The organism is Cellulomonas sp. McL0606, assembly GCF_058248365.1.
This window is the reverse complement of record NZ_CM177779.1, coordinates 3440729-3467397: the sequence shown is the minus strand read 5'-3', so window position 1 is coordinate 3467397 and position 26669 is coordinate 3440729. Positions and strand designations below refer to the sequence as shown.

Genomic DNA, 26669 nt, shown 5'->3' with positions numbered 1-26669 from the left:
GATCGACACCGGACCGACCGGGTGCGACGGTGGGCGCATGACGTCGGCGCCGGACCAGCCGCTCGAGGCACCCGTGCGCGTCGTGTGGTCGCAGGACATGCTGGCGTACGACTTCGGGCACGGGCACCCGATGACGTCGGAACGGCTGGACCTGACCATCCGGCTGGCGCAGGACCTCGGGATCCTCGACGGGCCGGGGGTCGAGCTGGCCGGCACGGGTATAGCCGCGGACGACCTGCTGGCCACCGTGCACGACCGCGAGTACATCGCGGCGGTCCACCGGGCGTCGACCGACGGGGTCATCGACCTCGACCACGGCCTGGGAACCTCAGACGACCCGATCTTCCCGGACATGCACGCTGCCACCGCGCGCGTGGTGCAGGGGACGGTCGACTCGGTGCTCGCCGTCTGGGCGGGTCGGGCGGCGCACGCGGTCAACGTGACGGGCGGTCTGCACCACGCGATGCCTGCGGCGGCGTCGGGCTTCTGCGTCTACAACGACGCGGCAGTCGGCATCCGCGCACTGCTGGACGCAGGCGCGCAGCGGGTCGCCTACGTCGACATCGACGCGCACCACGGCGACGGGGTGCAGGCGATGTTCTGGGACGACCCCCGGGTGCTGACGGTCTCGGTGCACGAGACCGGCCACGCCCTCTTCCCCGGCACGGGGCACGCGCGGGAGACCGGTGGCCCGGGCGCGCCCGGGAGCGCCGTCAACATCGCGCTGCCCTCGGGCACGGGGGACGCCGGCTGGCTGCGCGCGATCGACGCCGTCGTCCCGGCGGTCGTGCGTACGTTCGACCCCGACGTGCTGGTCACCCAGCACGGGTGCGACACCCACGTCCTGGACCCGTTGACCCACCTGCGCGTGAGCATCGACGGCCAGCGCACGGCGGCCGAGCTGCTGCACGCCCTCGCACACGAGGTCGCCGGCGGTCGGTGGGTGGCGCTCGGCGGGGGCGGGTACGCGGTGGTCGACGTGGTGCCGCGCTCGTGGACCCACCTGCTCGGCGTCGCCACCCACCAGCCGGTCGACCCGCAGACCGTGGTGCCCGAGAAGCTGGCGCGCCCTCGTCCAGGAGCGCTACGGCCGGCGCGGACCGGACCTCATGACGGACGGCCGCGACGCCCGGTTCAGCCCTTGGGCGTCGGGCTACGACCCCGCCGACGACGTCGACCGCGCCATCCGCGCCACCCGGTCGGCCGTGTTCCCGCTGCTGGGCCTCGACCCGGAGCTGGACTGACCCCTCGCGGGCCGCTTGGGCCGCACGGGGTAGTCCCACCGGTCCCCTCTTTCACTCCAGTCCCACGCGCCACTACGCTGACCAGGCATCCTCCGGTGGATGTGCGAACACGCACGTCGCAGGGGTGAAGAAGGAGAATCGAGCGCATGAGCGAGCAGCCGGCCCGCACCAGGTATCTGACGGTGCTCGAGGTCGCCGAGATCATGCGCGTCTCCAAGATGACGGTCTATCGCCTGCTGCACTCGGGTGAGCTGCCCGGCGTGCGCGTGGGCCGGTCGTTCCGCGTCCCGCAGGACGCCCTCGACCACTACCTCGCCACCTCGCTGCCCGTGGAGACCGCGGCCGCCGACGAGGACCGCAGGAACTCCTGAACCGACAGCACGTCGCGGCGGGGTCTGAAGATCGCGTAGGGTAGAGCCTCGGACTTTCTCCGTGCGTGGGCGACTCGGTTGCACATCGGTATTGCACGCGCATCGATCGACCACCAGCAGGCACGGCCCGTCCGCCGGGCCTCCACTCGGAAGTGAAGTGAGGACCCATGGGTTCCGTCATCAAGAAGCGTCGCAAGCGGATGGCCAAGAAGAAGCACCGCAAGCTTCTTCGCAAGACGCGTCACCAGCGCCGCAACAAGAAGTGACCCCGCGCTCGGGGGGATCCGGCAACGGCCCCTCGGCGTAGAGGTGCAGCACGACGGGCTCGGCAGTCGCCGGGCCCGTTCTGTTGTGCCCGCGCGGGGGATCGGCTAGGGGCTCAGAGGGCGCGCTCGAGGACGTAGTCGTCCTCGAGGCGGGTGCCCACGGTGAAGTGCTTGGTGCCGACGACGGCGAAGCCGGACCGCTCGTAGAACGCGCGCGCCCGGCGGTTCTGCTGGTTGACGCCGAGCCACATGCCGGCTGCGCCGCGGGCCGTGGCGACCGACAGCGACGACGCCATGAGTGCATGGGCGACGCCCGCGCCGTGGTGGCCGGGGTGCACGTAGCACTTGGACAGCTCGGCGGCCGGGGCCAGTGTCAGCGCCGCAACGACGTCGGGGTCGGTGGGCGGTGTGAAGACCAGCATCGTGTAGCCGACGAGCACGTCGTCGTCCTCGGCAACCAGCACGGAACGGTCCGACGAGGCGAGGTAGTCGGCGAAGCGCTCCGGCGACAGCACTGCGTCGATGAACGCCTGCTGGTCGGCGGGAGTCGAGTCAGGCGGGCAGGCGAGGGGGAAGGTCAGCGCCGCGAGGGCGGCCAGCGACGGGATGTCCTCGAGGACGGCCGGGCGGACGGCCATCAGTCGTGCGACCCCCGCCAGGACCGCAGCGCGGTGCGCGCGACCAGCCCGAAGGCCCAGGCGAGGCCGGCGAGGCTGACCACGGCGGTGCCGCGGCGGGTGGTGCGGGCCCGCGTGCGGAACTCCCGCACGGGCCAGCCGACCTCGGCGGCGTACCGGCGCAGGCGGCGGTCGGGGTTGATGGCGCAGGGGAAGCCGACCTCGGACAGGATCGGCACGTCGTTGGTCGAGTCGCCGTAGGCGTAGGACTGGGCCAGGTCGATCCCGTTGGCGGTCGCGAGCGCGCGGACGGCCTCGGCCTTGGCGCGGCCGTGCAGCATGTCACCGACCAGGCGGCCGGTGTAGTAGCCGTCCTTGTGCTCGGCGATCGTGCCGAGCGCGCCGGTCACGCCGAGGCGCCGGGCGATGATCTCGCTGATCTCGCGGGGGGTCGCGGTCACCAGCCACACCGAGTGGCCGGCGGCGATGTGCTCGTCGAGAAGCCGCTGCGTACCGGGGTAGATGCGCAGCAGGAGGACCTCGTCGTAGACGTCCTCGGCGATCGCGGTGACCTCGGCGACGGAGTGCCCGGTCATGATCTCGAGCGCGCGCTGGCGGATCTCGTCGATCTGGTGCTTGTTCTCGCCGAACGTCAGGTAACGGAACTGGTGCAGGCCGAACCGGATGAGGTCGCGCTTCTTGAAGAAGCCGCGCAGGTACAGGCCTTTGGCCAGGTGGAACGCACTGGCCCCGCGGATGATCGTGTTGTCGACGTCGAAGAACGCACCGGTGCAGGGCCCGTCCGGGCTGGCCCCGGGCTCACGGGGGACCGGAGCGGGGGCGACGGGACTCTCGGAGACCGGACGCACGCTTCCACTGTAACGACGGACGCGAGGCACGTGCGCGGGACCTTGGTCGCTACCGTGAACACATGGCGAACACCCTGCGCACGTCGGAGCCGCGGGTACTTCTGTACGGCCGGTCGGGCTGTCACCTGTGCGACGAGGCCCGGGAGGTGGTCGCGGCGATCTGCGACGAGACCGCGACGGGCTGGGCCGAGGTGGACATCGAGGCGGGTCCGTACCAGGGCCGGGACCTCGTCGACGAGCTGGCGAAGCCGATCCCGGTGGTCGAGGTGGACGGCGTGCAGGTGGGCTACTGGCGGATCGATCCCGCGCGTCTGCGAAGAAGTCTTACTGGCGGCGCGGTCCGACCCCTAACCTGACGGTCAGGATCCGGCCCTGCGGGGCCGACAGTGCTGTCGCGGGGGTCGATGTGGACACGCAACGGACGGGACCCCGGTCGACGCCGCGGGTCCGCGCAGTCGGTCACGGTGCTGCCCGGGAGGTCCCGCCCGCGACGGTCGCGCGGCTGCCCGGCTACCTCCGGGCCCTGCAGGGGCTCGAGGGCGTGGTCACCACGTCGTCCGACGAGCTGGCCCACGCCGCGGGGGTGACGCCCGCGCAGCTGCGCAAGGACCTGTCGTTCCTCGGTTCGTACGGGCGGCGCGGGGTCGGGTACGACGTGCGGCACCTGTCGGAGCAGATCGGTGTGGTGCTCGGGCTGACCACCCAGCGGCGCGTCGTCATCGTCGGCATCGGCAACCTGGGTCACGCGCTGGCGAGCTACTCGGTGTTCGCCGAGCGCGGGTTCGCCGTGGTGGGCCTGGTGGACACCGACCCGGCCGTCATCGGGACGACGGTGTCCGGGCTGGTGGTCCAGCCGGCGCAGGAGCTGGCCGGCCTGGTCGGCGCGACCGACGCGAGCATCGGCATCATCGCCACGCCTGCCGCGAGCGCGCAGGCGGTCTGCGACGCGCTGGTGGAGGCCGGTGTGGTCGGGATCCTCACGTTCGCCCCGCGGGCGCTGCGGGTGCCGGAGCACGTCGACCTGCGGGCGGTCGACGTGGCCTCCGAGCTGCAGATCCTGGCGTTCCACGACCGAAGGCGCGCGGGCGGCGACTCGGCATGACGGAACGGCCGGCACGGCGGCACCAGCCGCTACGACGACAGCCGGTGCCCCGCCAGAGGGGCACCGGCTGCCGTCGTGCGTGGGACGGGGTCAGCCCTTGATGGCCGACACGTCGAGCGCGATGGTGACCTTGTCGCCGACCAGGACGCCGCCGGCCTCGAGGGCCGCGTTCCAGGTCAGGCCGAAGTCCTTGCGCGAGATCGCGACGGTGGCCTCGAAGCCGGCACGCGTGTTGCCGAAGGGGTCGACCGCGGTGCCGTTGAACTCGGTGTCGAGCTCGACGGACTGGGTGACGCCGTGGATGGTCAGGTCGCCGACGATGACGTGCTTCTTGCCCTCTTCGCGCACGCCGGTCGAGACGAACGTCCACAGGCCGAACTGCTCGACGTCGAAGAAGTCGCCGCTCTTGAGGTGGCCGTCGCGGTTGGCGTCGCCGGTCGTGACGGTGGACGGGTCGAGGGTCACCGAGACCGACGTGGCCTCGAGGTGCTCGCCGACCGTGATGGTGCCCTCCGTGACGGCAACCGTGCCGCGGACCTTGGAGATGCCGGCGTGGCGGACGGTGAAGCTCGCCTCGGTGTGCGAGAGGTCGATCGCCCAGGTGCCGGCGGTCAGGCCCGTGGGGAGGGCGGTCGTGGTGGTGGTGCTCATGGGAGTTCCTCCGACTTGTTGAACGATCAACCAAACTGTTAGTTCAAAGTTGTACTACACTGGAGATCCCCCCGCAACCCCGAGACGAGGAAGAGTGTTGTGAGCACGAGCACAGAACCGGCGACGGAGCAGACGGTGACCTGGCTGACGGCCGAGCAGCAGGTGCACTGGCGCTCGTTCCGACAGGGCGTCGCGCGCCTGCTCGGTGTGCTCGAGCACGAGCTCGACGCGCAGTCCGGCCTGTCGACGCACGAGTACGAGGTGCTCGTGCGGCTCTCCGAGGCGCCCGGGCGGACCCTGCGGATGGCGCAGCTCGCCGAGAACATCGCGCACTCACGCAGCCGGCTCACGCACACGATCCGCCGCATGGAGGAGTCGGGCCTCGTCGCCCGCGTGCCCTGCGAGTCCGACGCACGCGGCGTGAACGCCACGATGACCGACAAGGGCTGGGAGACGCTCGTGGCGGCGGCCCCCGGCCACGTCCAGTCGGTGCGGGACCACCTGGTCGACGTGCTCACCCCGGAGCAGTTCGCCGCGCTCGGCGACGCCATGGAGACGGTCCGCGTGCACCTCACGGGTGGCGCGTGTCACGCCGCGGAAGGGCTCGACGCGTGCTGAGCGCACAGGAGTGTTTGCGAGACTGACCCCATGGTCGCCACCACGATCCACCTGATGCGGCACGGCGAGGTGCACAACCCCGAGGGTGTGCTCTACGGCCGACTGCCCGGCTACCGCCTGTCCGAGCGCGGCGCGGCCATGGCGCGGACGGTCGCCGACCACCTGGCGGGCACGTCGACGGGCGCCCCCGGGGGCGAGCGCCGCGTGCGCGACGCCCCGGTGTCGGCGCCGCCGCCCCGTCGTGACGTGGTGGCCGTGATCGCCTCGCCGCTGCAGCGCGCCCAGGAGACCGCGGGACCCATCGCGGCCGCGTTCGACCTGCCGATCGCCACCGAGCCGCGCATCATCGAGGCCGCCAACCACTTCGAGGGGCTGAAGTTCGGCGTCGGCGACGGGTCGCTGCGTCACCCCGAGCACTGGCCGTACCTGCGCAACCCGTTCCGGCCGTCCTGGGGCGAGCCGTACACCGAGCAGGTCGAGCGCATGCTGGCCGCCGTCGCGGACGCGCTGGTGCTTGCGCGCGGCCACGAGGCCGTCCTGGTCAGCCACCAGCTGCCCGTCTGGGTCACGCGGCTCGCGCTCGAGAACCGCCGACTATGGCACGACCCGCGCCGGCGCCAGTGCTCCGTCGCGTCCCTGACCAGCCTGCGCTACGAGGGCGACACGCTGGTCGGCATCGGATACAACGAGCCCGCCGCCGCTCTGCTGCCCGGCACCAAGACCGTCGCGGGGGCCTGAGGTGCGCGTACGGCTCGTGGCCGCCCTCGTCGGGGCACTCCTCGTGCTGTCCGGCTGCGGGCAGCCGACGCACACCGGCGACGTGGCGCAGCAGGGCTACCAGTCCGGCGACGGGAGCACGCGCACCTGGGCGGTCGCCGACCGCAAGGGTCCGCTGGAGCTCAAGGGCACCGACTACGAGGGCACCGCGCAGGACGTCTCGGCGTGGCGCGGTGACGTCGTCGTGCTGAACACCTGGTACGCCAACTGCCCGCCGTGCCGCGCCGAGGCACCGGACCTGGTGGCCCTGGCCGACGACTACGCCCCCAAGGGCGTGCACGTGCTCGGCATCAACCACACCGACGACGCCGGCGACGCGCAGTCGTTCCAGACGAAGTTCGCGGTGCCCTACCCGAGCATCGACGACACCGACGGGTCCGCGATCGCGGCGCTCGAGGGCATCGTCCCGATCAACGCGGTGCCGACGACGATCGTCCTGGACCGCGGCGGCCGCGTGGCCGCTCGGCTGCTCGGCGTCGTCCAGCCCTCGACCCTGCGCTCCATGGTCGACGAGCTCGTCGCCGAGCCGGCGCCGACACCGGCGTCGTGAGCGTCGTCGCGAGCGCCGGTGACGCCTTCGGCCAGGCGATCATCTCCGGGTCGCTGCTGCTGGCCATCCCGGTGGCGGTGCTCGCCGGGCTCGTCTCGTTCGCGTCGCCGTGCGTCCTGCCGCTGGTCCCGGCCTACCTCGGGTACCTGGGCGGCATGACCGGTGCCGCCGGCAGCCGCCCCGTCGGCACACCGGTGGCCACCGCCCGGCGCAGCCGGCTCCTGCTCGGCGTCTCGCTGTTCATCGCCGGGTTCACGGCGGTCTACCTGGTGCTCGGCGTGCTGGCCGGGTCGCTCGGCGGGGTGCTCCTGGAGTACCAGGACACGATCATGCGGGTGCTCGGGGTCGTCGTCATCGTCATGGGCCTGGCGTTCCTCGGGTTCATCCCGTTCCTGCAGAACGAGCGCCGGATGCACCTCGCCCCACGGGCCGGCCTGTGGGGCGCACCCCTGCTGGGGATCACGTTCGGCCTCGGCTGGGCCCCGTGCATCGGTCCGACGCTCGCCGCGATCATCGCCCTCTCGCTCGACGGCGGCACCGCCGGCCGCGGTGGTGTGCTCGCCGTGGCGTTCTGCCTGGGTCTGGGTCTGCCGTTCCTCATCGTCGCGTTCAGCGTCGAGCGCAGCGCCAGGGCACTGGCGTTCCTGCGACGGCACCGGCTGGCGATCATGCGGCTGGGCGGCGGGCTGCTCATCGTGCTCGGCATCGCGCTGGTGACCGGCGTCTGGGGTCAGTGGGCGGCCTGGCTGCAGAACCTCGTGTCCGGCAACGACCCGTTCGTGCCGGTGGTGTGACATGAGCCAGTACCGCCCCGAGGGGATCTCGGACGTCTTCACGGAGCCGACGGAGCCTGCCGGTGACAAGCCGGTGGTCCAGGGCATCGGCCTGACCGGCTGGCTGCGGTGGGCCTGGCGCCAGCTCACCAGCATGCGCGTCGCGCTGCTGCTGCTCATGCTGCTCGCGGTCGCCGCGGTGCCGGGCACCGTCTGGCCGCAGCGCGCGCAGCACCCCGAGCGCGTCGTCACCTACCTCACGGCCCACCCGACGCTCGGCCCGGTCCTGGACCGGCTCGGCGCGTTCAACGTCTACTCCTCCGTCTGGTTCTCGGCGATCTACCTGCTGCTGTTCATCTCGCTGGTCGGCTGCATCCTGCCCCGCACCAAGGTGCACCTGGCGGGCATGCGCGGGCGCCCGCCGCGTGCGCCCCGCCGGTTCGGCCGGTTCCCCGCCCAGGGCGACGGGCTGTCCGAGCTGGCCCCGGAGCAGCTGGCGCAGACCGCGACCACGGTCCTGCGGCGCGGGTGGCGTGTTCTGCCGTTCGTGCCGACCTACCGGGTCGAGTCCCGCGACGAGGGCAACGGCACGTGGTCGGTGTCGGGGGAGCGCGGGTACCTGCGCGAGACGGGCAACCTCGTCTTCCACCTGGCCCTCGTCGGCCTGCTCATCTCGGTGGCCACCGGGCAGGTGCTGCACTACCGCGGGCAGATGATCGTGGTTCAGGGGCGCGGGTTCGCCAACTCGGAGGGCTCCTACGACACGTTCGAGCGCGGCACCGCGTTCGCGCCCACCAGCCTGGTCCCGTTCACGCTCAAGCTCGACGACTTCGAGTCGCGGTTCGACCCCGAGACGCTGGCCTCCCGCGACTTCACCGCGCACGTGACGGTGACCGAGCCCGGCGGGCAGCCGGAGAACAAGACCATCAAGGTCAACCACCCGCTCGACGCGGGCGGCGCCAAGGTCTACCTGCAGGGCAACGGCTACGCGCCCGACCTCTCGATCCGAGACGCCTCCGGCGCGCTCGTCGGCGGCGGCGTCACGCCGTTCCTGCCGCAGGACCTGGTCTACACGTCCAAGGGCGTGGTCAAGGTCCCCGACGTCGCCGACAAGAACAAGCAGATCGGCCTGATCGGGTTCCTGCTGCCGACGAAGAAGACGGTGCAGACGCCGAACGGACCGGCCTACGTCTCGCAGTTCCCTGAGCCGAACGACCCGATCCTCGTGCTCAACGTCTGGGAGGGGAACCTCGGGCTCGACACCGGGGTCCCGCAGAACGTGTACGAGCTGGACGAGGCGCGGATGACGCAGGTCAAGGACGCCAACGGCGACCCCGTCGTCCTGACCGTCAAGCCCGGCGAGACCGTCGAGCTGCCCGACGGGCTGGGCACGCTCACGTTCAACGGGCTCAAGCGCTTCGTCGCGCTCGACCTGCGGCACGACCCCGCGCTCGTCTACATCCTGGTGTTCGCGCTGCTCGCGTTCGCCGGGCTCGCGACCTCGCTGTTCGCTCCGCGACGCCGGGTGTGGATGAGGTTCGAGAGCGGCCGCGACGAGCACGTCGGCCGTACAGTGGTGACCGCTGCCGGACTGGCGCGCGGCGACGACGTCGGGCTCCAGCCCGAGGTGGACCGGGTGCTCGCGGCGACGCTGGCAGCCGGTGACAACCCCGATCGAGAGGGCACGCCATGAACACCGGTGACCTGAGCACCCTGCTGGTCTGGGGCGCGGCGACCGCGTTCACGGTCGCGCTCATCGCCTACTCCGTGGACCTCGCGCGCATCGCCGAGAAGCTCGCAGCGGACCAAGCAGCCCGTGCTGGTGGCCGCCGGCGCCGGTGGACCCGTGTCGGCCGCCGCGGGATCGGCCGACCAGCGAGCACCCGGCCGGTCCGTCCGGGCGGAAGGGATCGCGCGCTCGACCCACTTCGTCGGCATCGCCCTGCTGTTCACGGGGATCGTGCTGCGCGGGTTCGCCGCCGGCCGCTGGCCCACCGCCAACATGTACGAGTTCACGCTGGTCGGGGTGCTCGTCGCGACGACCGTGCTCGCGATCGTGCAGCGTCGCCGGATCATCGCGTTCCTGTCGGTGGTCGTGATGGGCCTGGCCGTCGTCGCCCTCGTCGTCGCGCTGAACTGGTTCTTCATCAAGGCCGACCAGGTCCAGCCGGCGCTGCAGAGCTACTGGCTGGTGCTGCACGTCGGCGTCGCCATCTCCGCGACCGGGATCTTCACGGTCGCGTTCGGCACCTCGGTGCTGCAGGTGCTCAAGAGCTACCGCGAAGAGGGCGTGGTCGAGAACGCCGGCGGTGTCCGCCGGTCGCTCACGGGACGTCGGTTCAGCTGGCTCGAGCAGGTGCCCAGCGGCCGCGAGCTCGAGGCGATGTCCTTCCGGCTGAACGCCGTCGCCTTCGTCCTGTGGACCTTCACGCTCATCGGCGGGGCCGTCTGGGCAGAGCACGCCTGGGGCCGGTACTGGGGCTGGGACCCCAAGGAGGTCGGCACGTTCGTCGCCTGGGTGGTCTACGCGGCCTATCTGCACGCGCGCACGACGCGCGGCTGGGCGGGTCGGCGGGCCTCGTACTTCGTGTTCGTCGGGTACGCCGTGGTGCTCATGAACTTCACGGTGATCAACCTGGTGGTCACCGGCAAGCACTCGTACAGCGGCCTCTAGGCCGTCTCGCGCTCAGCTGGTGGACGGCGGCCCGTCGGTGTTGCGGCGCCGGTCCTCGTCGAGCCGTCGCAGGAACTCGGGGTCGTCGTCGGGCGCCGACGACCGCAGCCGCTCGGGCCGCTTGGTCGCGGGGGCGTCGGAGATCTCCGCGTAGACGGTGCGCCGCGACCAGCGCACGCCCAGCCACACCAGCACACCGAGCAGCGGGACGATGATCAAGAACGCGATCCAGAGCAGCTTGTGCACCCCGAGCCGCTCGTCGCGCGTGCTGCGCAGGATGTCGAACAGGCAGTAGATCGTCAGGCCCAGCAGCGCGAGGACGACGAAGTTGCGCATCCCCCCAGCCTAGACGTTCCGAGCGGGACAGGGGCCCGGGTCGACGCCGCACCGGCCTACCCTGGTACCCGTGCCCGTCGTCGTCTTCTCGCTCCTGCGCCTCGCGCTGTTCGCCGTCTGCTTCGTCGCGCTCTGGTGGGTCGGGATGCGGTCCTGGCTCGCGGCGATCGTGGCGGCGTTCCTCGCGTGGGGGCTCTCGTACGTGCTGCTGTCGAGGCCGCGCGACGCGGCGGCGACGTACCTCGCGGACCGGGCCGGCCGACAGCGTCGGTCCGAGGACGACGCCGCGGTCGAGGACGCCGCCGACGACGCGGCGCGCCAGGACGGCTAGAGCGCCAGTCCGATCCCGAGCAGCACGCCGAAGGCCAGCTCGAGGAACCCGGTGAACATGAGCACCGGCACCAGGGCGCGCCCCCGGGCGCCGAGCAGCACCGTGACGGCGAGCGCGACCGACGGGAAGAGCAGCAGCAGCACGATCAGCGTCCACGGGTTCGCGAACGCGCAGACCACCCCGCCCAGCAGCACGGGCAGCACCACCAACGCGGCGTAGACGCGGCGGGAGCGGTGCTCGCCCAGGCGAACGGCCAGCGTCCGCTTGCCGACGAGGGCGTCGGTGGGCACGTCGCGCAGGTTGTTGGCCATCAGCAGGGCGCAGGCGAGCATCCCGACCGCGACCGCCCCGACCCAGGCCGGCCACGACAGCTCGCCTGCCTGCGTGTAGGTGGTGCCCAGCACGGCGACCAGGCCGAAGAACGTGAAGACGCCCACCTCGCCGAGCCCGCGGTACCCGTAGGGGCGCCGACCGCCCGTGTAGCCCCACGCGGCGAGGATCGCGACCGCGCCGACGGCCAGCAGCCACCACTCGCCGCACAGCCACACCAGCACGGTGCCGAGGACGGCGGCGACGCCGAACGACGTGAACGCCGCGGCCTTGACCGCGCGGGGGCTCGCGGTCCCCGACGCCGTCAGCCGCATCGGGCCGACGCGGTCGACGTCCGTGCCGCGGATGCCGTCCGAGTAGTCGTTGGCGTAGTTGACCCCGACCTGCAGGGCCAGCGCGACGCCGAGCGCGAGGGCGGCCCGGCCCAGGTCGAAGGCGCCCAGCTGGGCGGCGGCGCCGCTGCCGACGAGCACCGGGGCGGCGGCGGCGGGCAGCGTGCGCGGTCGAGCGCCCTGCACCCAGTCGCTGGCAGACGTCACGTGTGGTTCCTCTCGATGCTGCGGCGGGCCAGCTCGGTCGCGGCCTGCCGGTCGATCTTGCCCGGCCCGCGCAGCGGGAGCGAGTCCGTGACCACGAGGTGGCGCGGCGCGTGCGCGGCACCCAGTCGCGCGGTCACCGCGGCGCGGGCGTCGGCGAGCGTCGGTGCGGCGCCCGGGCGGGGCACGACGACGGCGACGACGACCTGCCCCCACTCGTCGTCGGGCAGCCCGACCACGACCGCCTCGCCGAGCGGTTCGAGCGCCGCCTCGACCGCCTGCGGGGACACCTTGGTGCCGCCGCTGACCAGCACGTCGTCCGCGCGGCCGAGCACGGTGAGCCGGCCGTCCGTCCAGGTGCCGAGGTCGGACGTGCGCATCCAGCGGCGGCCGTCGACGTGCACGAACGGCTCCTCGACGCCGTCCGCGTAGCCCTCGGCGAGCACCGGACCGGCCAGCAGGACCCGGCCCTCGTCGTCGATCCGCACGTCGACGCCGGCCAGCGGGACCCCGTCGTACACGCAGCCGCCGCACGTCTCGGACATGCCGTACGTGGTCACGACGGCCACGCCGGCGGCCCGTGCGCGGTCCAGCACGCCGGCGCCCGTGGCGGCCCCCCCGACCAGGACGGCGTCGAACGTGCGCAGCGCGGCCGTGCCGTCCGGGTCCTCGAGCAGGCGGACCAGCTGCGTCGGCACCAGCGACGTGTACCGCGGGCCGCTGCCGAGCAGGGCCGTGGTCTCGACGAACGCCGGGGCGCGGAACGGGCCGTCGGGCATGACGACGGGACGCGTGCCGGCCAGGACCGACCGGACGAGGACCTGCAGGCCGGCGACGTGCTGCAGCGGCAGCGCGAGGAGCCACTGACCGGCACCGGACAGACGGTCGGCGGTCGCGGCGCCGGAGGCGCGCAGCGCGGTCGCCGAGAGCAGGACGCCGCGGGGTTCGCCGGTCGAGCCGGACGTGCGGACCACGAGCGCGACCTCGTCGGCCACGGGCCCGATCCCGGGGCCCACCGCCGGTCCCGTGCCCTCCAGGGCCTCCGCGAGCGCGGCGAGCAGGAGGTCTGCGCGCGCGGGGACGTCGCGCAGGGGCCGGGTCACCGGACCAGGGTAGGCCGCGCGCCGAAGGTCCCAGACCGACGCGGAAACGGCCCGTAGAGTGTCCGGCGGTCCGACCCGAAGGAGCCTCCGTGTCCATTGCCCTGAACCGCGCCCGCCGTCTGCCGGCGATGCTCGTCGTCGCTGCGGGTGCGCTGTCGTTCCTCGCCGCCTGCAGCAGCGGGTCGAGCGACACCACGCCGACGCCCGTTCCCGACGTGACCCAGGGGGCAGTCATCGAGCCGGCCAAGGTCGCACCGCCCGCACCCGTCGTGGCACCGCGGTGGCCGCTCACCGGCCTGGGAGCACCGGAGGTCGCCGTGCGTCCCGCGCTCGCGATCAAGATCGAGAACTCCGGCGACGCCCGCCCGCAGACCGGCCTGGACCAGGCCGACAACGTCTGGGAAGAGGTCGTCGAGGGGGGCATCAGCCGGTTCGTGGCCGTGTTCGACTCGCAGGTCCCGGCCGAGGTCGGTCCGATCCGCTCGGTGCGCCCGATGGACCCCGCGATCGTGGCGCCGATGCACGGGCTCATCGCGTTCTCCGGCGGTCAGCCGATCTTCGTCAACGCGCTCAAGGCCGCGGGGGTCCAGACGATCAGCCAGGACGCCGGTGCGCCCGGGTTCTACCGCAAGAAGGGCGTCGGCCCGGCGCCGCACAACGTCTACGGCACGCCGCAGAAGTTCTGGGACCAGGCCGCGGCGGACCGCACGTCCCCGCCGCCGGCTCAGTTCGTCTTCGCCAAGAAGGCCGACTCCGCGACCGCGGTCGCGGGGGGTACCCCGGCCGGCACCGTCAGCGTGCACCTGTCCGGCTACGCCAAGCCGACCTGGTCGTGGGACCCCACGTCGAGCACCTACCTGCGCTCCGAGGGCAGCACCCCGGCGATCGTCCGGTCCGGCGCCCGGATCACCGCGACGAACATCATCACGCTCACCGTCCACCTCGTGAACTCCGGCACCGTGGACCCGGCCGGCAACCCGGTCCCGGAGACGATCCTGCAGGGCACCGGCGACGGGACCCTGTCCAGCGGCGGCAAGTACGTCGCGGTCACCTGGAAGAAGGGTTCGGTCGGTGAGGTGCTCACGCTGACCGCCGCCGACGGGACGCCCGCCACCCTTGCTCCGGGCGCGACCTGGATGAAGCGTGCCGACGGGCACCGGCTCCGTGACGATGAGCTGACCGGCCCGATGCGGTCGCGTCTCGGGCCCGTCGGCGTGGTGCTCACGGTCCTGCTCGCGCTCGTCGCGTGCAGCTCCCCGTCGCCGGAGCCCGCCCCGCCGAGCCCCGCGACCGTGACCGTCGCTCCGACGGTCCCACCGGTCAAGGTCGCGGCGCCGGCGCCCGTGGTGCAGCCGCGCTGGCCGCTGACCGGCATCCCCGGCGACCCCGCCGCGCGCCCGGCGCTCGCGGTGAAGATCGAGAACACCCCCGTGGCGCGGCCGCAGTCCGGGCTCGAGCAGGCCGACATGGTCTGGGAGACCATCGTCGAGTTCGACGTGTCCCGGCTGGTCGCGGTGTTCCAGTCGCAGGTGCCGCCCGAGGTGGGCCCCATCCGGTCTGTCCGGCCGATGGACCCCCAGATCCTTGCGCCGATGCACGGGCTCCTCGCGTTCTCCGGTGGCCAGCCCGGCATCCTGGCTCTCGTCGCCGCCAGCGGCGTCCAGCTGATCAGCCACGACGCCGGCGCCCCCGGGATGTACCGGACGTCCGACCGGGCCGCGCCGCACAACGTCTACGGCAAGCCCACCGCGTTCTGGGCACAGGCGGACGCGGACCACCAGGCGCCACCCGCCGAGCAGTTCACCATCGCGCGCAGCGCCGACCGGTCCGCCGCGAGCGTCGCCGGCACCCCGGCGGGCACGCTCTCGTTCCGCCTGTCGCCCGCGTCGAACCCGATCTGGACCTGGGACGGGGCCTCCGGCCTCTGGCTGCGTTCCGAGGGGACCAAGCCGGCCACCGCGCGCGGCGGGGCGCGACTGACCGCGGTCAACGTCGTGTCGATCACGGCCGCCCACCCGCCCACCGGGTACGCGGCGCAGAACGGCGTGCCGGTGCCCACCTACGAGCGCGTAGGGTCCGGCGAGGGTTTCGTCGCGACGGGCGGCAAGGTCCTGCCGGTCACCTGGAAGAAGGACGCCCAGGACGCGCCGATGCGCCTGTTCGCCGCCGGCGGGTCGCCGGCCGACCTCACGCCGGGCAACACCTGGATCGAGCTGGTCCCCGCCGGGTCCGGCTCGGTCACCGTGGGCTGACGCGGGGTCCCTCCCAGGGATGACGTCGGCCGCTACCGGGGGCCGATGTGCCGGCGGACTCCGCGGGCGAGCCTGGGGGCATGGCAGATCTCACGCACTCCCAGGCGGGCGAGCACGACGTCCGGTCGATGGGCGCCGTCGTGGCGGCAGGCGTCGTCCTCGTCGCGCTCCTGGTCGCGGCGGCCGGTGTGCTCGGCGCCGTCGTCGACCTGGCCAGCTGGGCCGTCAGCAGCCGCTGACGCGCTTCGTCAGTAGGCGTACGGGAAGCCCGACCAGTCGGGCTCGCGGCGCTCCAGGAACGCGTCGCGCCCTTCCACGGCCTCGTCCGTCAGGTACGCCAGCCGCGTCGCCTCGCCCGCGAACACCTGCTGTCCGGCCAGGCCGTCGTCGGCGAGGTTGAACGCGAACTTCAGCATCCGGACGGCCTGCGGCGACTTGGTCGCGATGATCCGCGCGTACTCGAGGCCGGCCTCCTCGAGGTCCCCGTGCGCGACGACGTCGTTGACCGCCCCCCAGGCGAGCGCCTGCTCGGCCGAGTACTCGCGGGCGAGGAAGAAGATCTCGCGGGCACGCTTCTGCCCGACCTGGCGGGCCAGCAGGGCGGAGCCGTACCCGCCGTCGAACGACCCGACGTTGGCGTCGGTCTGCATGAACCGCGCGTGCTCGCGGCTGGCGATGCTCAGGTCGGCGACGACGTGCAGCGAGTGGCCTCCGCCGGCCGCCCAGCCGTTGACCAGGGCGACGACGACCTTGGGCATGGTCCGGATCAGGCGCTGGACCTCGAGGATGTGCAGCCGTCCGGCGCGAGCGGGGTCGATGCCGTCCGCGGTCTCGCCCTCCGCGTACCGGTAGCCGTCGCGGCCGCGGATGCGCTGGTCGCCGCCCGAGCAGAACGCCCAGACGCCGTCCTTGGGTGCCGGGCCGTTGCCGGTGAGCAGGACGGTCCCCACGGACGACGTGGTGCGGGCGTGGTCGAGCACACGGTAGAGCTCGTCGACCGTGTGCGGCCGGAACGCGTTGCGCACCTCCGGCCGGTCGAAGGCGACCCGCACGACGGGGAGGTCGTGCTGGTCGGACTCCGTACGGAGCACGCCGCGGTGATAGGTCAGGTCGGTGAGGTCCTCGAACCCGTCGACGGTCCGCCAGCGGGTCGGGTCGAAGGTCTCGCTGACGCTGTCCGGGAGGGTCACGGGACCAGCGTAACTGTTTGGTACACTTGTACCAGAACGTGCGCGGGACGGCGGGGTCTGCCACCCGGCGCGCACGGGGACGCGGGCTGCCGCCGAGCAGCACCGCGCCGCGGAGGTGCACCACCATGGCCTGGATCATTCTCATCGTGTCCGGCATGCTCGAGGCCGGCTGGGCGCTCAGCCTCAAGGCGTCCGACGGCTTCTCGCGCCTGTGGCCGAGCGTCGGGTTCGTCGTCCTGCTGGCGGCGTCCATGGGCGGCCTGAGCTGGGCGCTCAAGACGCTGCCGGTCGGCGTCGCGTACGGCGTGTGGGTCGGCATCGGCGCGGCCCTGACCGCGGTGCTCGCGATCGTGTTCCTCGGCGAGTCGGTGTCCGTGCTGAAGATCGTCTCGCTCGTCCTGATCGTCGCCGGTGTGGTCGGGCTCAACCTGTCCGGCGGCGGGCACTGATGCCGGGGTCGACGGACAAGGGCGCGCGTCGTCGCGCCGAGCTGGCCCGTGCGGCCGCGACCCTCATGCTCCGGGAGGGGCCGGGCGCCCTGACGCACCGCCGGGTCGCGGCCGAGGCGGGCGCGTCGGTCTCGGCCACCACCTACTACTTCGGCAGCCTCGACGACCTCGCGGAGGCCGCGGGGGGCGCGCTCGCGCAGTCGTGGGCCGCGCACGCCCGCGGGGCCCGGTACGACGGTCAACGGGTGTCCGACGATCCCCGCGCGGCCGCGGCCCTCGTCGCCGACGCCGTCCTGCCCCCCGGGGAGGACGCGGACATCCGCAGCCACTACGAGCACCTGCTCGGCGGCGGCCGCGACCCCGCGCTGGCTCGCGCCTTCGCCGCCGGCCGGGCGGAGGTCGACGAGGCCGTCGACGCCATCGTCGTGCTCGTCGGCGCGCCGACCAGCGCCGCGGTCACGATCGCGCTCGTGGACGGCGCCGTGGTCAGCGCGCTGACGGAGCACCGGCCGGTCCGCGCCTGGGCGCGCGAGTTCCTCGAAGCCGCCTGGGTGCGGCCGGTCGTAGGGTGAAGGCATGCCCGTTGACCTGCACGTCTGGTCCATCCCGCTGCGGACCAGGTTCCGCGGGCTGACGGTCCGCGACGGCGTGGTGGTGCGCGGCGACGCGGGCTGGGGCGAGTTCAGCCCGTTCTGGGACTACGACGACGACGAGTCGCTCGCGTGGTGGCGGGCCGCGCGCGAGGCGGCGGACGAAGGCTGGCCGGCACCGGTACGGGACCGCATCCCGGTCAACGTCACGGTCCCGGCGGTCGACGGGCCGGCGGCGCACGCCATCGTCACGGCCTCGGGCGGGTGTCGGACCGCGAAGGTCAAGGTCGCCGAGCCGGGCCAGTCGCTGTCCGACGAGATCGCGCGCCTCGAGGCCGTGCGCGACGCCCTCGGACCGACCGGTGCGATCCGTATCGACGCCAACGCGGCGTGGGACGTCGACACCGCCGTCACCCGGCTCGCCGTGCTCGACCGCGCCGCGGGCGGCCTGGAGTACGCCGAGCAGCCCGTCCCGTCCGTCGACGAAGCTCGCGGCGCTGCGCCGTCGCACGCACGTGCCGATCGCCGCGGACGAGTCCATCCGCCGCGCTCAGGACCCGCTCGCCGTGGCACGTGCGCACGCCGCAGACGTCGTGGTGCTCAAGGTGCAGCCGCTGGGTGGGGTCCGCGCGTGCCTCGACCTGGCCGAGGCCGTCGGGCTGCCCGTCGTCGTCTCCAGCGCCCTGGAGTCGTCGATCGGCCTGGCCGCCGGGATCGCGCTCGCCGCGGCCCTGCCGGAGCTGCCGTACGCGTGCGGCCTGGCGACTGCCCAGCTGTTCACCGCGGACCTCGTCGCGGACCCGCTGCTCCCGCAGGACGGGGCGATCGCGGTCCGGCGCCCGGTCGTCGACGCGGCGCTCCTCGCCGCCGTGGCTGCCGGCGACGACCTCGTGGACCGGTGGCGTCGGCGCGCCGCGGCCGTCCAGGCTCGGGCATGATGGCGGGCGTGACGACGACGGGCGCCGGGGCTGGTCCCGCAACCTCCGCGGCCCGGGTCCTCGTCCAGGCCCTCGCTGCCCTCGGCGTCGAGGACGTGGTCCTCGCACCCGGCTCGCGCAGCGCACCGCTGGCCTATGCCCTGGCCGACGCAGCCCGGCCCGAGCCCCCGCCCGGCGCACCCGCGCTGCGCCTGCACGTGCGCGTCGACGAGCGCTCGGCGGCCTTCGTCGCGCTCGGGCTGGTGCGCGCGTCGAGCGTCGGGCCGGACGGCGCCGTCGTGCCGCCGCGGCCCGTCGCGGTGGTCACGACCTCTGGCACCGCCGCGGCGAACCTGCACCCGGCCGTCCTCGAGGCGCACCACAGCGGCCTGCCGCTCGTCGTGCTCACCGCCGACCGCCCGCACGAGCTGCGCGGCACCGGTGCCAACCAGACGACGGTGCAGGTCGGGTTGTTCGGCGGCGCCGCACGCCTGAGCCTGGACGTCCCGGCGCCCGACGGGCGGCCCGGCGAGGACCGCGACCTGCGCCGGGCGGTCGCCCGCTCGCTCGCGGCCGCGACCGGGGCGCGCACGGGCGACCCGGGACCCGTCCACCTGAACCTCGCCTTCCGCGAGCCGCTCGTACCGGGTTCGGGGCCGTGGCCCGAGCCGTCGACGGTCGGCCTGACCCATGTGCACGCGCGACCGGTCGCGCCGTCGGCGGTCGCCGCGGAACCGTCGGCGGGTGCTCGGCGCGGTGGCGCGCCGACGGTCGTCGTGGCCGGCGATGACGCGGGTCCGCTGGCGCGTCGGCTGGCCGAGGCGAACGGCTGGCCGCTGCTCGCGGAACCGTCCTCCGGCGCCCGCGGCGGGACCCACGCGATCGCGGCGTACGTGCACCTGCTCGGGCACCCGGAGCTCGGCGGTGCCGTCCGACGCGCGGTGGTGCTCGGGCGGCCGACCCTCTCGCGGCCGGTGCAGCGGCTGCTCGGGCGCGCGGACGTCGAGGTCGTCGTCATCGGTGCCCGGGGCGCCGACTGGCCGGACGCGACGCGCAACGCGAGCGAGGTGCTCCTGGAGGCGCCCGCGCGGATGCGCAACGGCCGCATGCGGGCCCCCGAGGGCTGGCTCGAGGCGTGGCTGGCCGCGGACAACGCCGCCGGAGCCGCCGTGGACGGGGTGCTCGACGGAGCGTCCGACGGTCGCCGGTCCCGCAGCGGCGCGCGCGTCACGGGTCCCGTCCTCGCCCGGGCCGTGGCCGAGGTCAGCGCGCCGGACGACGTGCTGGTCGTCGGCTCGTCCAACCCCGTGCGCGACCTCGATCTGGTGGCGCGCTGGTCGGCGCCGCCGGTCGTCGTCGCCAACCGTGGCCTGGCCGGCATCGACGGAACCGTCAGCACCGCGGTCGGCGTCGCGCTCGGCCTGCCGGACCGGCGGGTGCGCGCGCTGCTCGGCGACCTCACGTTCCTGCACGACATCGGCGGGCTGCTGCGCGGACCGCTCGAACAGGTGGTGCACCTGCAGCTCGTCGTCGCCAACGACGACGGGGGCTCGATCTTCGCGACGCTGGAACCGGGCGAGCCCGAGCGTGCCGACGTGTTCGAACGCGTCTTCGCCACCCCGCACGGGGTGGACATCGCGGCGCTGTGCGCCGGCTACGGCGTCCGGCACACGCGCGTCGGAGACGTCGACGGTCTGCTGCCCGCGCTCGCCGCGCCCGGTCCCGGGCTCAGCGTGGTCGAGGTGCGCGTGGACCGGACCGGTCGTCGGACGCTCGGCGCGCGTCTGGCCGCCGCGGTCGCGGCGGCGCTCCGGGACTGAAGTCCTAGATCCATGCGAAACTCGCAGACAATTCCCAGGTTCTGCGGAGGGTGGTTCCAGCGCGGCTGTGTGTAGTGGTACTCGACCAAGGAGGCCACACGTCATGACCAGCACCCCCGAGAACGGCGCCAACGCCGGCGACGCTCAGAACCAGCCGACCGAGCCGATCACGCCCGTCGCCCCGACCGAGCCGATCGCGTCCGTCACGCCCGCCCAGCCCGTCGCGCCCGTCGCGTCGACCCAGCCGCTTCCGCCCGTCCAGGCGACGCAGCCGCTGCCGGTCGCCCCCGCGGCGCACCCCACCAACCCGTTCACGCCGCCGCACCCGGCGGCGCCCGCCGACCAGCGCGCCGCGTATGAGGCCGCCCAGGCCGCCGCCGCTGCCGCAGCCGCCGCGCAGGCCGAGGCCGTTCGCCGCGCCCAGTGGGACGCCGCGCAGCGCGCCTCGGTGCAGGACCCTGCGGTCGCACAGCAGCCGGCCGCCCAGCCGCCGGTCGCGCAGCAGCCGCTCGTGCACCAGTCGGCCGCCTACCAGGTGCCGCAGCAGCACGCGCCGATCGGCCAGCAGCCGTACGCGCCGCAGGGCCCTGAGCCGGTCGTGCCGACGCAGCGCAAGCGCCGCACCTGGATCCCGGTCACGTCCGCCGCAGCGGCCGCCGCGATCATCGCCGCGGTCGCCACCGGTGGCATCGTGCACGGGCTGTCCGCCGACGACGCGTCCGGCTCGGCCGGTCGCCCCGCCTCGATCGCCACCATCGGCGCCGACAACAACGACACCGTCCCGGTGTCCGGCTCGACGTCCGACAACCCGGACTGGGAGGCCGTCTCCAAGGCCGTCCAGGCCTCGGTCGTCGCCATCTCGGTGACCATCGGCAACGGCAGAGCTCCGGCGCCGAGGGCTCCGGCGTGATCGTCGACGACTCCGGCCACATCGTGACCAACGACCACGTCGTCGGCGACGCCGACAAGGACAGCATCTCGGTCACCCTCAACGACGGCCGCATCTTCAAGGCCACCGTCGTCGGCACCGACCCGACCACCGACCTCGCGGTCATCAAGCTCACCGACCCGCCCAAGGACCTGAAGGCCGCCGCGTTCGGCGACTCCTCCAAGGTCGTCGTCGGCCAGCCCGTCATGGCTGTCGGCAACCCGCTCGGCCTGGCCAGCACCGTCACCACCGGCATCGTCTCGGCCGTGGACCGTCCGGTCTCGACCTCGGGCGAGAACGGCGGCGACGCCACCGTCACCAACGCCATCCAGGTGGACGCCGCGGTCAACCCCGGCAACTCCGGTGGCCCGCTGTTCGACGCCTCCGGCCGCGTGATCGGGATCAACTCCTCGATCGCCACGCTGTCGCAGGAGTCGGGCTCGATCGGCCTCGGCTTCGCCATCCCGGTCGACCTGGTCAAGAACATCGCCGCCCAGCTCGTCCAGGACGGCACGGCCGAGCACGCGTTCCTCGGGGTGACCCTCTCGGACGGCACCGCGACCGCCGACGGCGTGACCCGTCGCGGCGCGCTCGTGGAGTCCGTCAGCGACAGCTCGCCCGCCTCGAAGGCCGGCATCCAGGCCAAGGACACGATCGTCGCGATCGATGGCAAGGCCGTGGCCGGCGCCGAGTCCCTGACCGCCTACGTCCGGGCCCTCCCGTCCGACACCAAGGTCACGCTGACGGTCGTCCGTGACGGCAAGTCGTCGGACATCGACGTCACGCTCGCGGTCCGTCCCGAGTCGGCCGCCTCCTCGAACGGCAGCGGCTCCGGCAACGGCAACGGCAACGGCTCCGGCAGCGGCTCTGGCAACGGCAGCGGCTCCGGCAGCGGCAGCGGGTCGGACAACGGCAGCGGCACGCAGCAGGCGCCCGGCCTCGGCCAGGGCGACAGCAGCGGGTCGGACCAGGGCGGTGCCAGCGGCCTGCCCAACGGCATGACCCCGGACCAGCTGTGGAAGTGGTTCCAGAGCCAGCAGCAGGGCAACGGCTGACCGTCGATCGCCCGACGACCAGCTGACCGCCGGCGGCCGCCGGTCCTCGCACCCCCCATCGGGGATCCGGCCGCCGGCCCCGGGCGCTCGCGCCCGGACGGTCGGCTCACCGCGGCTCGCACCCCCTTGAGCCGCGCCACCGCGGTCCCACCGGACCGAAGGCAGTCCCGGACCGCACACGAGCGGTCCGGGACTTCGGCGTTCCCGCGGCGGTCCGGGTCACGCATGACGAGGTGCGGCCTCGCCGAGGCTCAGCCGCGGTCGACGTCCCGGCCCAGCGCATGGCGCATCGGCTCCAGCTTGGCCTCCGACTCCGCCAGCTCGGCGGCCGGGTCGGACGCCGCGACGATGCCGCAGCCGGCGAACAGCCGGACACGCCGCGGGTCCTCGGGGTCGATGTGCGCCGAGCGCAGGGCGATGCCCCACTCCCCGTCGCCGTCGGCCCCGAACCAGCCGACCGGGCCCGCGTACCGGGCGCGGTCCATGCCCTCGATGCTGCGGATCAGCTCGCGCGCGGCGACCGTGGGGGTGCCACAGACGGCGGCGGTCGGGTGCAGCGCGGCCGCCAGAGCCAGGGACGACGGGTGCGCGCCGTCGGTCGAGGCCAGCACCCCGGTCACGTCCGAGGCCAGGTGCAGCACGTTCGGCAGGTGGAGGACGAACGGCACGTCCGGCACGTTCGTCGACGAGCAGAACGGCTCGAGCGCCCCGGCGACGGACTGCACGGCGTACTCGTGCTCCTCGAGGTCCTTCGACGAGTGGGCGAGGATCGCGGCGCGGGCGAGGTCGGCGTGGTCGTCGCCCGTGCGCCGGATGGTGCCGGCCAGCACGCGGGACGTGACCAGACCCTTCTCGGACCGCACCAGCAGCTCGGGGGTGGCGCCGACCAGGCCGTCCACGCTGAACGTCCAGCAGGACTCGTAGGCGTCGGCCAGCCGCTCCAGCGCCCAGCGCACGTCGACCGGGTGCTCGGTGCGCGCGTGCACGTCGCGGGCAAGGACGACCTTCTCCACGTCGCCCGCCCGCACGGCCGCGATGCCGCGCGAGACGACGCCCATCCAGTCGGCGGCGTCGGCGTCCTCGTAGACGACCGCCCCCGGGTCGGTCGGGGCGACGCGCGCCCGGATGACGTTGCTGAGCCGCGGCGCCGCCCCGAGGCGGGCACCCGTGGTGATCGTCGTGAGCCAGGTCTTCCCGGACCGGCGTCCGACGACGACGCTCGGCACGACGACGACGCCGCCGGCGGGGGACTCGTCGTCGAACGCGAACGAGCCGAAGGCGACGGGACCGGTCCCGGGCACCTGCACCTCGTCGCGCACGATGGCGTGGGCGAGCAGCCCCCGCCAGGCGCGCTCGGCGTCGGCGAACCGGTCCGCGCCGCCGACCTCCACCCGCAGCGTCTCGCCCCAGGCGACCAGGCCGTCGCCGCGACGCACCCACGCCAGCGGCGCGCCGGTCGAGGGCAGCAGGTCCAGCAGGTCGGCCGCGGAGTGCTCGTCGGCGAGGTCCTCGAGTGCGACGGTGCGCACCACGAGCGGGTGCGGGACCGGGATGCCCGTCGGGGCGGAGGGCAGCTGGCTCATCGGCTCCAGCGTAAGGCTCCGCCGTGCTGCAGCCAGTCACGCCCTCAGGCGTGCCTCAGGAGAGTGCCGGTTCGTGGCGGGCGCCGCGGACCTGCGACGATGGGGACCATGCCGCGCGCCAGCCTCGACAAGGACCCGCACGACGTCGCTGTGATGTTCGACGCCGTCGCCGCCCGCTACGACCGCACCAACGACGTCCTCTCGCTCGGGCGGGACCGCGCCTGGCGGCGCGCGACGATCAAGGCTGTCGACGCCCAGCCCGGCCAGACCGTGCTGGACCTCGCGGCCGGCACCGGAACCTCGTCGGAACCCATGGCCGACGCCGGCGTGCGGGTGGTCGCCTGCGACCTGTCCGTCGGGATGCTCGAGGTGGGCAAGCGACGCCGGCCCGACCTGGCGTTCGTGGCCGGGGACGCCCTGCACCTGCCGTTCGCCGACGAGTCTTTCGATGCGGTCACCATGTCGTTCGGCCTGCGCAACGTGAGCGACGTCGAGAGGGCGCTCGACGAGCTCTACCGCGTGACCAAGCCCGGTGGCCGCCTCGTGGTCTGCGAGTTCTCCCGACCCACGTTCGCGCCGTTCCGCACGGTGTACACCAACTACCTCATGCGCGCGCTGCCGCCCGTCGCGCGGGCCGTGTCCAAGGAGCCGGACGCCTACGTGTACCTGGCCGAGTCGATCCGCGAGTGGCCCGACCAGGCCGCGCTCGGGCAGCTGATCAAGGGCACCGGCTGGACCCAGGTGGCGTTCCGCAACCTCACGGGCGGCATCGTCGCCCTCCACCGGGCCACCCGCCCGGCCTGACGGCACGCGCCGGGCGACGAGCGTTCGGCAAGCCGATGCGCGGATGTCGGGACTCGTCGGCCGTCGGGGTGAACAATGGGGCTCGCGGCGCCGCGGCGCGGGCGGGGCCTGTGAGTCTCCCGGCAGATCAGCGCCGTTCTCCGCCGTCACGACGGAAGTAAGCCAAGCCTTCGCAGACAGTGTTTCGGGCCGTGGTTACACTCGCCGAATCAGTACGTGAACAACGTCACAAGTGGGGTCACTGGTGGTGGATGCAGCACACGATGACGCGGACGTCATCGTCGTGGGCGCGGGCCCGGCAGGGTCCGCCGCCGCATTTCACTGCGCCTCCGCGGGCCTGGACGTGCTGCTCCTGGAGAAGTCCGAGTTCCCGCGCGACAAGGTCTGCGGCGACGGCCTGACGCCCCGCGCGGTGGCCGAGCTGGTGCGCATGGGACTGCCCATCCGCGAGCAGGACGGCTGGATCAGGAACCAGGGCCTGCGGGTGCTGGGGGGCGGTCACCGCCTCGAGTCTGGACTGGCCCGAGCTGTCGAGCTACCCGTCCTACGGGCTCGCGAAGTCGCGGATGTCGCTGGACCACACGCTCGCCGACCACGCGCGCGCCGCGGGCGCCAAGCTGCAGGAGCGCACCACCGTCACGGGCGCCCTCACGCACGAGCGCTCGGGACGGGTCGTCGGCGTCACCGCCAAGACGGTGGACGGGGTCGCGGAGTACCGCGCACCGGTCGTCATCGCGGCCGACGGCGTCTCCGCCCGGCTGGCCACGGGCCTCGGCCTGGAGAAGCGGATGGACCGGCCCATGGGAGTCGCGGTCCGTACCTACTTCCGCACCCCGCGGCACGACGACCGGTGGATGGAGAGCCATCTCGAGCTTCTGGGACGGCGACAAGCTGATGCCGGGCTACGGATGGATCTTCGCACTGGGCGACGGCACGGCGAACGTGGGGCTGGGCTCGGTGGCGAGCACGGCGGCGGCGACGAAGATCGACTACAAGGCGCTGTTCGCCACCTGGATGGCGAACGCGCCCGCCGAGTGGGAGTTCACGCCCGACAACCAGGTCGGACCGGTCCGCGGCGCCGCCCTGCCGATGGGGTTCAACCGCGGCCCGCTGTACGGCAACGGCCTCATGCTCGTCGGCGACTCCGCCGGGATGATCAGCCCGTTCAACGGCGAGGGGATCGCATACGGCCTGCAGGCCGGCCGGGTCGCCGCGGACGCCATCGCGCAGGGTCTGGCACGGGGGACCGCAGCCGGCCGCGAGCGCGCCTTTGCCACGTACCAGCGCCGGATGAAGGATGATCTCGGCGGCTACTACACGCTCGGCCGGATGTTCGTCCGGCTCATCGAGCACCCGGAGATCATGCGGGTGTGCACGCGGTACGGCCTGCCCCGGCCGCTCGTCATGAAGTTCGTCCTCAAGCTCTTGTCCGACTGCTACGAACCCCGCGGCGGTGACCTGGTCGACCGGGTCATCTCCGGACTCAGCCGGCTCGCGCCGGCAGCCTGACCGGCACGACGCAGCACGCCCCCCGAAAGCACCTCGCCGTTGAGGAGTGACGCACGATGAGCAACCCGTACGTGCCGCTGCTGTTCCTGATGGGCATCGCTGCCCTGATGGCGCTCGGCGGCGTCGGCTCCTCCGTCATCCTGGGCCCCAAGCGGTACAACCGCGCCAAGCTCGAGGCGTACGAGTGCGGCATCGAGCCCACCCCGCACGCCATCGGCGGCGGCCGCTTCCCCATCAAGTACTACCTCGTGGCCATGACGTTCATCGTCTTCGACATCGAGGTGGTGTTCCTCTACCCGTGGGCGGTCAGCTTCAGCACGCTGGCCATGTTCGGGCTCGTCGCGATGATCGGGTTCCTGGTGATCATCACGGTGCCGTTCGTCTACGAGTGGCGGCGCGGGGGCTTCGAGTGGGACTGAGCGCC

The 26669-nt window shown here is 73.4% G+C and carries 28 protein-coding genes and 3 pseudogenes; 23 read left to right on the top strand and 8 right to left on the bottom strand.

All coding sequences use genetic code 11. From position 1 onward, the window contains the following. The first annotated feature begins 37 nt into the window (after positions 1-37). The 3 genes and pseudogenes from AC38ZX_RS17605 (at position 38) to AC38ZX_RS17595 (ending at position 1881) form a co-directional block, all read left to right on the top strand. Positions 38-1244 (top strand): annotated as a pseudogene (locus AC38ZX_RS17605) (acetoin utilization protein AcuC). 146 nt (positions 1245-1390) lie between these two features. Continuing rightward, on the top strand, positions 1391-1615 hold the full coding sequence (locus AC38ZX_RS17600) for a helix-turn-helix domain-containing protein (RefSeq protein ID WP_491295335.1): 225 nt from the start codon (positions 1391-1393) through the stop codon (positions 1613-1615). A gap of 167 nt (positions 1616-1782) precedes the next feature. Beyond that, positions 1783-1881 carry a 30S ribosomal protein bS22 gene (locus AC38ZX_RS17595; RefSeq protein ID WP_003792170.1) on the top strand — a complete coding sequence of 33 codons (99 nt, stop codon included), beginning with the start codon at positions 1783-1785 and terminating at the stop codon, positions 1879-1881. Between the two features lie 113 nt (positions 1882-1994). Here the strand turns inward: AC38ZX_RS17595 and AC38ZX_RS17590 are convergent, their stop codons facing one another. Both AC38ZX_RS17590 and AC38ZX_RS17585 read right to left on the bottom strand, forming a co-directional pair. Next, positions 1995-2519: a GNAT family N-acetyltransferase gene (locus tag AC38ZX_RS17590; RefSeq protein ID WP_491295334.1), complete on the bottom strand. Its 525-nt coding sequence runs from the start codon at positions 2517-2519 to the stop codon at positions 1995-1997. Further along, the gene (locus tag AC38ZX_RS17585) at positions 2519-3367 is read right to left on the bottom strand and encodes an HAD family hydrolase (protein WP_426593107.1); all 849 of its coding nucleotides are present in this window, start codon (positions 3365-3367) and stop codon (positions 2519-2521) included. Before AC38ZX_RS17585 ends, AC38ZX_RS17590 begins: the two co-directional genes overlap by 1 nt. A gap of 62 nt (positions 3368-3429) precedes the next feature. On the opposite strand from AC38ZX_RS17585, the gene AC38ZX_RS17580 reads away from it, so the two are divergent. Beyond that, a complete protein-coding gene (locus AC38ZX_RS17580; protein WP_491295333.1) occupies positions 3430-3723 on the top strand; it encodes a glutaredoxin family protein in 294 nt (97 codons plus the stop codon). A 50-nt stretch (positions 3724-3773) separates the two neighbouring features. Further along, entirely contained in the window at positions 3774-4469 is a 696-nt protein-coding gene (locus AC38ZX_RS17575) for a redox-sensing transcriptional repressor Rex (protein ID WP_491295332.1), read from the top strand. A 90-nt stretch (positions 4470-4559) separates the two neighbouring features. Here AC38ZX_RS17575 and AC38ZX_RS17570 read toward each other — a convergent pair whose 3' ends face one another. Continuing rightward, positions 4560-5120, bottom strand: a complete 561-nt coding sequence (locus AC38ZX_RS17570) for a YceI family protein (protein ID WP_426593104.1) — start codon at positions 5118-5120, stop codon at positions 4560-4562. A 99-nt stretch (positions 5121-5219) separates the two neighbouring features. Here AC38ZX_RS17570 and AC38ZX_RS17565 point away from each other — a divergent pair, with 99 nt between their 5' ends. From AC38ZX_RS17565 to ccsB, 6 genes are all read left to right on the top strand, one after another. After that, a complete protein-coding gene (locus tag AC38ZX_RS17565) occupies positions 5220-5738 on the top strand; it encodes a MarR family winged helix-turn-helix transcriptional regulator (protein ID WP_491295331.1) in 519 nt (172 codons plus the stop codon). A gap of 30 nt (positions 5739-5768) precedes the next feature. After that, on the top strand, positions 5769-6476 hold the full coding sequence (locus AC38ZX_RS17560) for a histidine phosphatase family protein (protein WP_426593102.1): 708 nt from the start codon (positions 5769-5771) through the stop codon (positions 6474-6476). A 16-nt stretch (positions 6477-6492) separates the two neighbouring features. Continuing rightward, positions 6493-7065: a TlpA family protein disulfide reductase gene (locus AC38ZX_RS17555; RefSeq protein WP_491295330.1), complete on the top strand. Its 573-nt coding sequence runs from the start codon at positions 6493-6495 to the stop codon at positions 7063-7065. Continuing rightward, a complete protein-coding gene (locus tag AC38ZX_RS17550; RefSeq protein WP_426593100.1) occupies positions 7062-7859 on the top strand; it encodes a cytochrome c biogenesis CcdA family protein in 798 nt (265 codons plus the stop codon). The genes AC38ZX_RS17555 and AC38ZX_RS17550 overlap by 4 nt, the downstream gene beginning before the upstream one ends. A gap of 1 nt (position 7860) precedes the next feature. Next, a complete protein-coding gene (gene resB / locus AC38ZX_RS17545) occupies positions 7861-9531 on the top strand; it encodes a cytochrome c biogenesis protein ResB (protein ID WP_491295329.1) in 1671 nt (556 codons plus the stop codon). 123 nt (positions 9532-9654) lie between these two features. Further along, positions 9655-10512 (top strand): c-type cytochrome biogenesis protein CcsB, encoded by an 858-nt coding sequence (gene ccsB / locus AC38ZX_RS17540; protein ID WP_491295328.1) that lies wholly within the window; start codon positions 9655-9657, stop codon positions 10510-10512. A gap of 12 nt (positions 10513-10524) precedes the next feature. Here the strand turns inward: ccsB and AC38ZX_RS17535 are convergent, their stop codons facing one another. After that, positions 10525-10848: a PLDc N-terminal domain-containing protein gene (locus tag AC38ZX_RS17535; RefSeq protein WP_426593097.1), complete on the bottom strand. Its 324-nt coding sequence runs from the start codon at positions 10846-10848 to the stop codon at positions 10525-10527. Between the two features lie 70 nt (positions 10849-10918). On the opposite strand from AC38ZX_RS17535, the gene AC38ZX_RS17530 reads away from it, so the two are divergent. Further along, entirely contained in the window at positions 10919-11179 is a 261-nt protein-coding gene (locus tag AC38ZX_RS17530; RefSeq protein WP_426593096.1) for a DUF4229 domain-containing protein, read from the top strand. Here AC38ZX_RS17530 and AC38ZX_RS17525 read toward each other — a convergent pair. Further along, entirely contained in the window at positions 11176-12048 is an 873-nt protein-coding gene (locus tag AC38ZX_RS17525; RefSeq protein ID WP_426593095.1) for a 1,4-dihydroxy-2-naphthoate polyprenyltransferase, read from the bottom strand. The two genes, AC38ZX_RS17530 and AC38ZX_RS17525, sit on opposite strands and share 4 nt — an antisense overlap. Next, positions 12045-13148, bottom strand: a complete 1104-nt coding sequence (gene menE, locus AC38ZX_RS17520) for an o-succinylbenzoate--CoA ligase (RefSeq protein ID WP_491295327.1) — start codon at positions 13146-13148, stop codon at positions 12045-12047. The genes AC38ZX_RS17525 and menE overlap by 4 nt, the downstream gene beginning before the upstream one ends. An 89-nt stretch (positions 13149-13237) precedes the next feature. On the opposite strand from menE, the gene AC38ZX_RS17515 reads away from it, so the two are divergent. Both AC38ZX_RS17515 and AC38ZX_RS17510 read left to right on the top strand, forming a co-directional pair. After that, positions 13238-15400 carry a DUF3048 domain-containing protein gene (locus tag AC38ZX_RS17515; protein ID WP_491295326.1) on the top strand — a complete coding sequence of 721 codons (2163 nt, stop codon included), beginning with the start codon at positions 13238-13240 and terminating at the stop codon, positions 15398-15400. Between the two features lie 80 nt (positions 15401-15480). Then, positions 15481-15639: a hypothetical protein gene (locus AC38ZX_RS17510; RefSeq protein ID WP_426593091.1), complete on the top strand. Its 159-nt coding sequence runs from the start codon at positions 15481-15483 to the stop codon at positions 15637-15639. Positions 15640-15648: 9 nt separating this feature from the next. On the opposite strand, the gene AC38ZX_RS17505 is transcribed toward AC38ZX_RS17510, so the two are convergent. Next, a complete protein-coding gene (locus tag AC38ZX_RS17505; RefSeq protein WP_491295325.1) occupies positions 15649-16590 on the bottom strand; it encodes a 1,4-dihydroxy-2-naphthoyl-CoA synthase in 942 nt (313 codons plus the stop codon). Between the two features lie 125 nt (positions 16591-16715). Between AC38ZX_RS17505 and AC38ZX_RS17500 the strand changes: the two genes are divergently transcribed. The 6 genes and pseudogenes from AC38ZX_RS17500 to AC38ZX_RS17475 all read left to right on the top strand — a co-directional run bounded on the left by AC38ZX_RS17500 (position 16716) and on the right by AC38ZX_RS17475 (position 22349). Continuing rightward, on the top strand, positions 16716-17039 hold the full coding sequence (locus AC38ZX_RS17500; protein ID WP_491295324.1) for a DMT family transporter: 324 nt from the start codon (positions 16716-16718) through the stop codon (positions 17037-17039). Further along, a complete protein-coding gene (locus AC38ZX_RS17495; protein ID WP_491295323.1) occupies positions 17039-17611 on the top strand; it encodes a TetR/AcrR family transcriptional regulator in 573 nt (190 codons plus the stop codon). Before AC38ZX_RS17500 ends, AC38ZX_RS17495 begins: the two co-directional genes overlap by 1 nt. 4 nt (positions 17612-17615) lie before the next feature. After that, a pseudogene (locus AC38ZX_RS17490) lies at positions 17616-18567 on the top strand (o-succinylbenzoate synthase). Further along, entirely contained in the window at positions 18567-20366 is a 1800-nt protein-coding gene (gene menD / locus AC38ZX_RS17485) for a 2-succinyl-5-enolpyruvyl-6-hydroxy-3-cyclohexene-1-carboxylic-acid synthase (protein ID WP_491295322.1), read from the top strand. Before AC38ZX_RS17490 ends, menD begins: the two are co-directional and overlap by 1 nt. A 103-nt stretch (positions 20367-20469) precedes the next feature. Beyond that, positions 20470-21276: a hypothetical protein gene (locus AC38ZX_RS17480; RefSeq protein WP_491295321.1), complete on the top strand. Its 807-nt coding sequence runs from the start codon at positions 20470-20472 to the stop codon at positions 21274-21276. Continuing rightward, positions 21273-22349: a S1C family serine protease gene (locus AC38ZX_RS17475; RefSeq protein ID WP_491295320.1), complete on the top strand. Its 1077-nt coding sequence runs from the start codon at positions 21273-21275 to the stop codon at positions 22347-22349. The genes AC38ZX_RS17480 and AC38ZX_RS17475 overlap by 4 nt, the downstream gene beginning before the upstream one ends. A 251-nt stretch (positions 22350-22600) precedes the next feature. On the opposite strand, the gene AC38ZX_RS17470 is transcribed toward AC38ZX_RS17475, so the two are convergent. Continuing rightward, positions 22601-23932: an isochorismate synthase gene (locus AC38ZX_RS17470; protein ID WP_426593085.1), complete on the bottom strand. Its 1332-nt coding sequence runs from the start codon at positions 23930-23932 to the stop codon at positions 22601-22603. Positions 23933-24040: 108 nt separating this feature from the next. On the opposite strand from AC38ZX_RS17470, the gene AC38ZX_RS17465 reads away from it, so the two are divergent. From AC38ZX_RS17465 to AC38ZX_RS17455, 3 genes and pseudogenes are all read left to right on the top strand, one after another. Beyond that, positions 24041-24736 (top strand): demethylmenaquinone methyltransferase, encoded by a 696-nt coding sequence (locus AC38ZX_RS17465; RefSeq protein WP_491295319.1) that lies wholly within the window; start codon positions 24041-24043, stop codon positions 24734-24736. Between the two features lie 247 nt (positions 24737-24983). Next, positions 24984-26245, top strand: a pseudogene (locus AC38ZX_RS17460) (geranylgeranyl reductase family protein). Positions 26246-26301: 56 nt separating this feature from the next. Next, the gene (locus tag AC38ZX_RS17455) at positions 26302-26664 is read left to right on the top strand and encodes an NADH-quinone oxidoreductase subunit A (RefSeq protein WP_426593082.1); all 363 of its coding nucleotides are present in this window, start codon (positions 26302-26304) and stop codon (positions 26662-26664) included. The last annotated feature ends 5 nt before the right edge of the window (positions 26665-26669 follow it).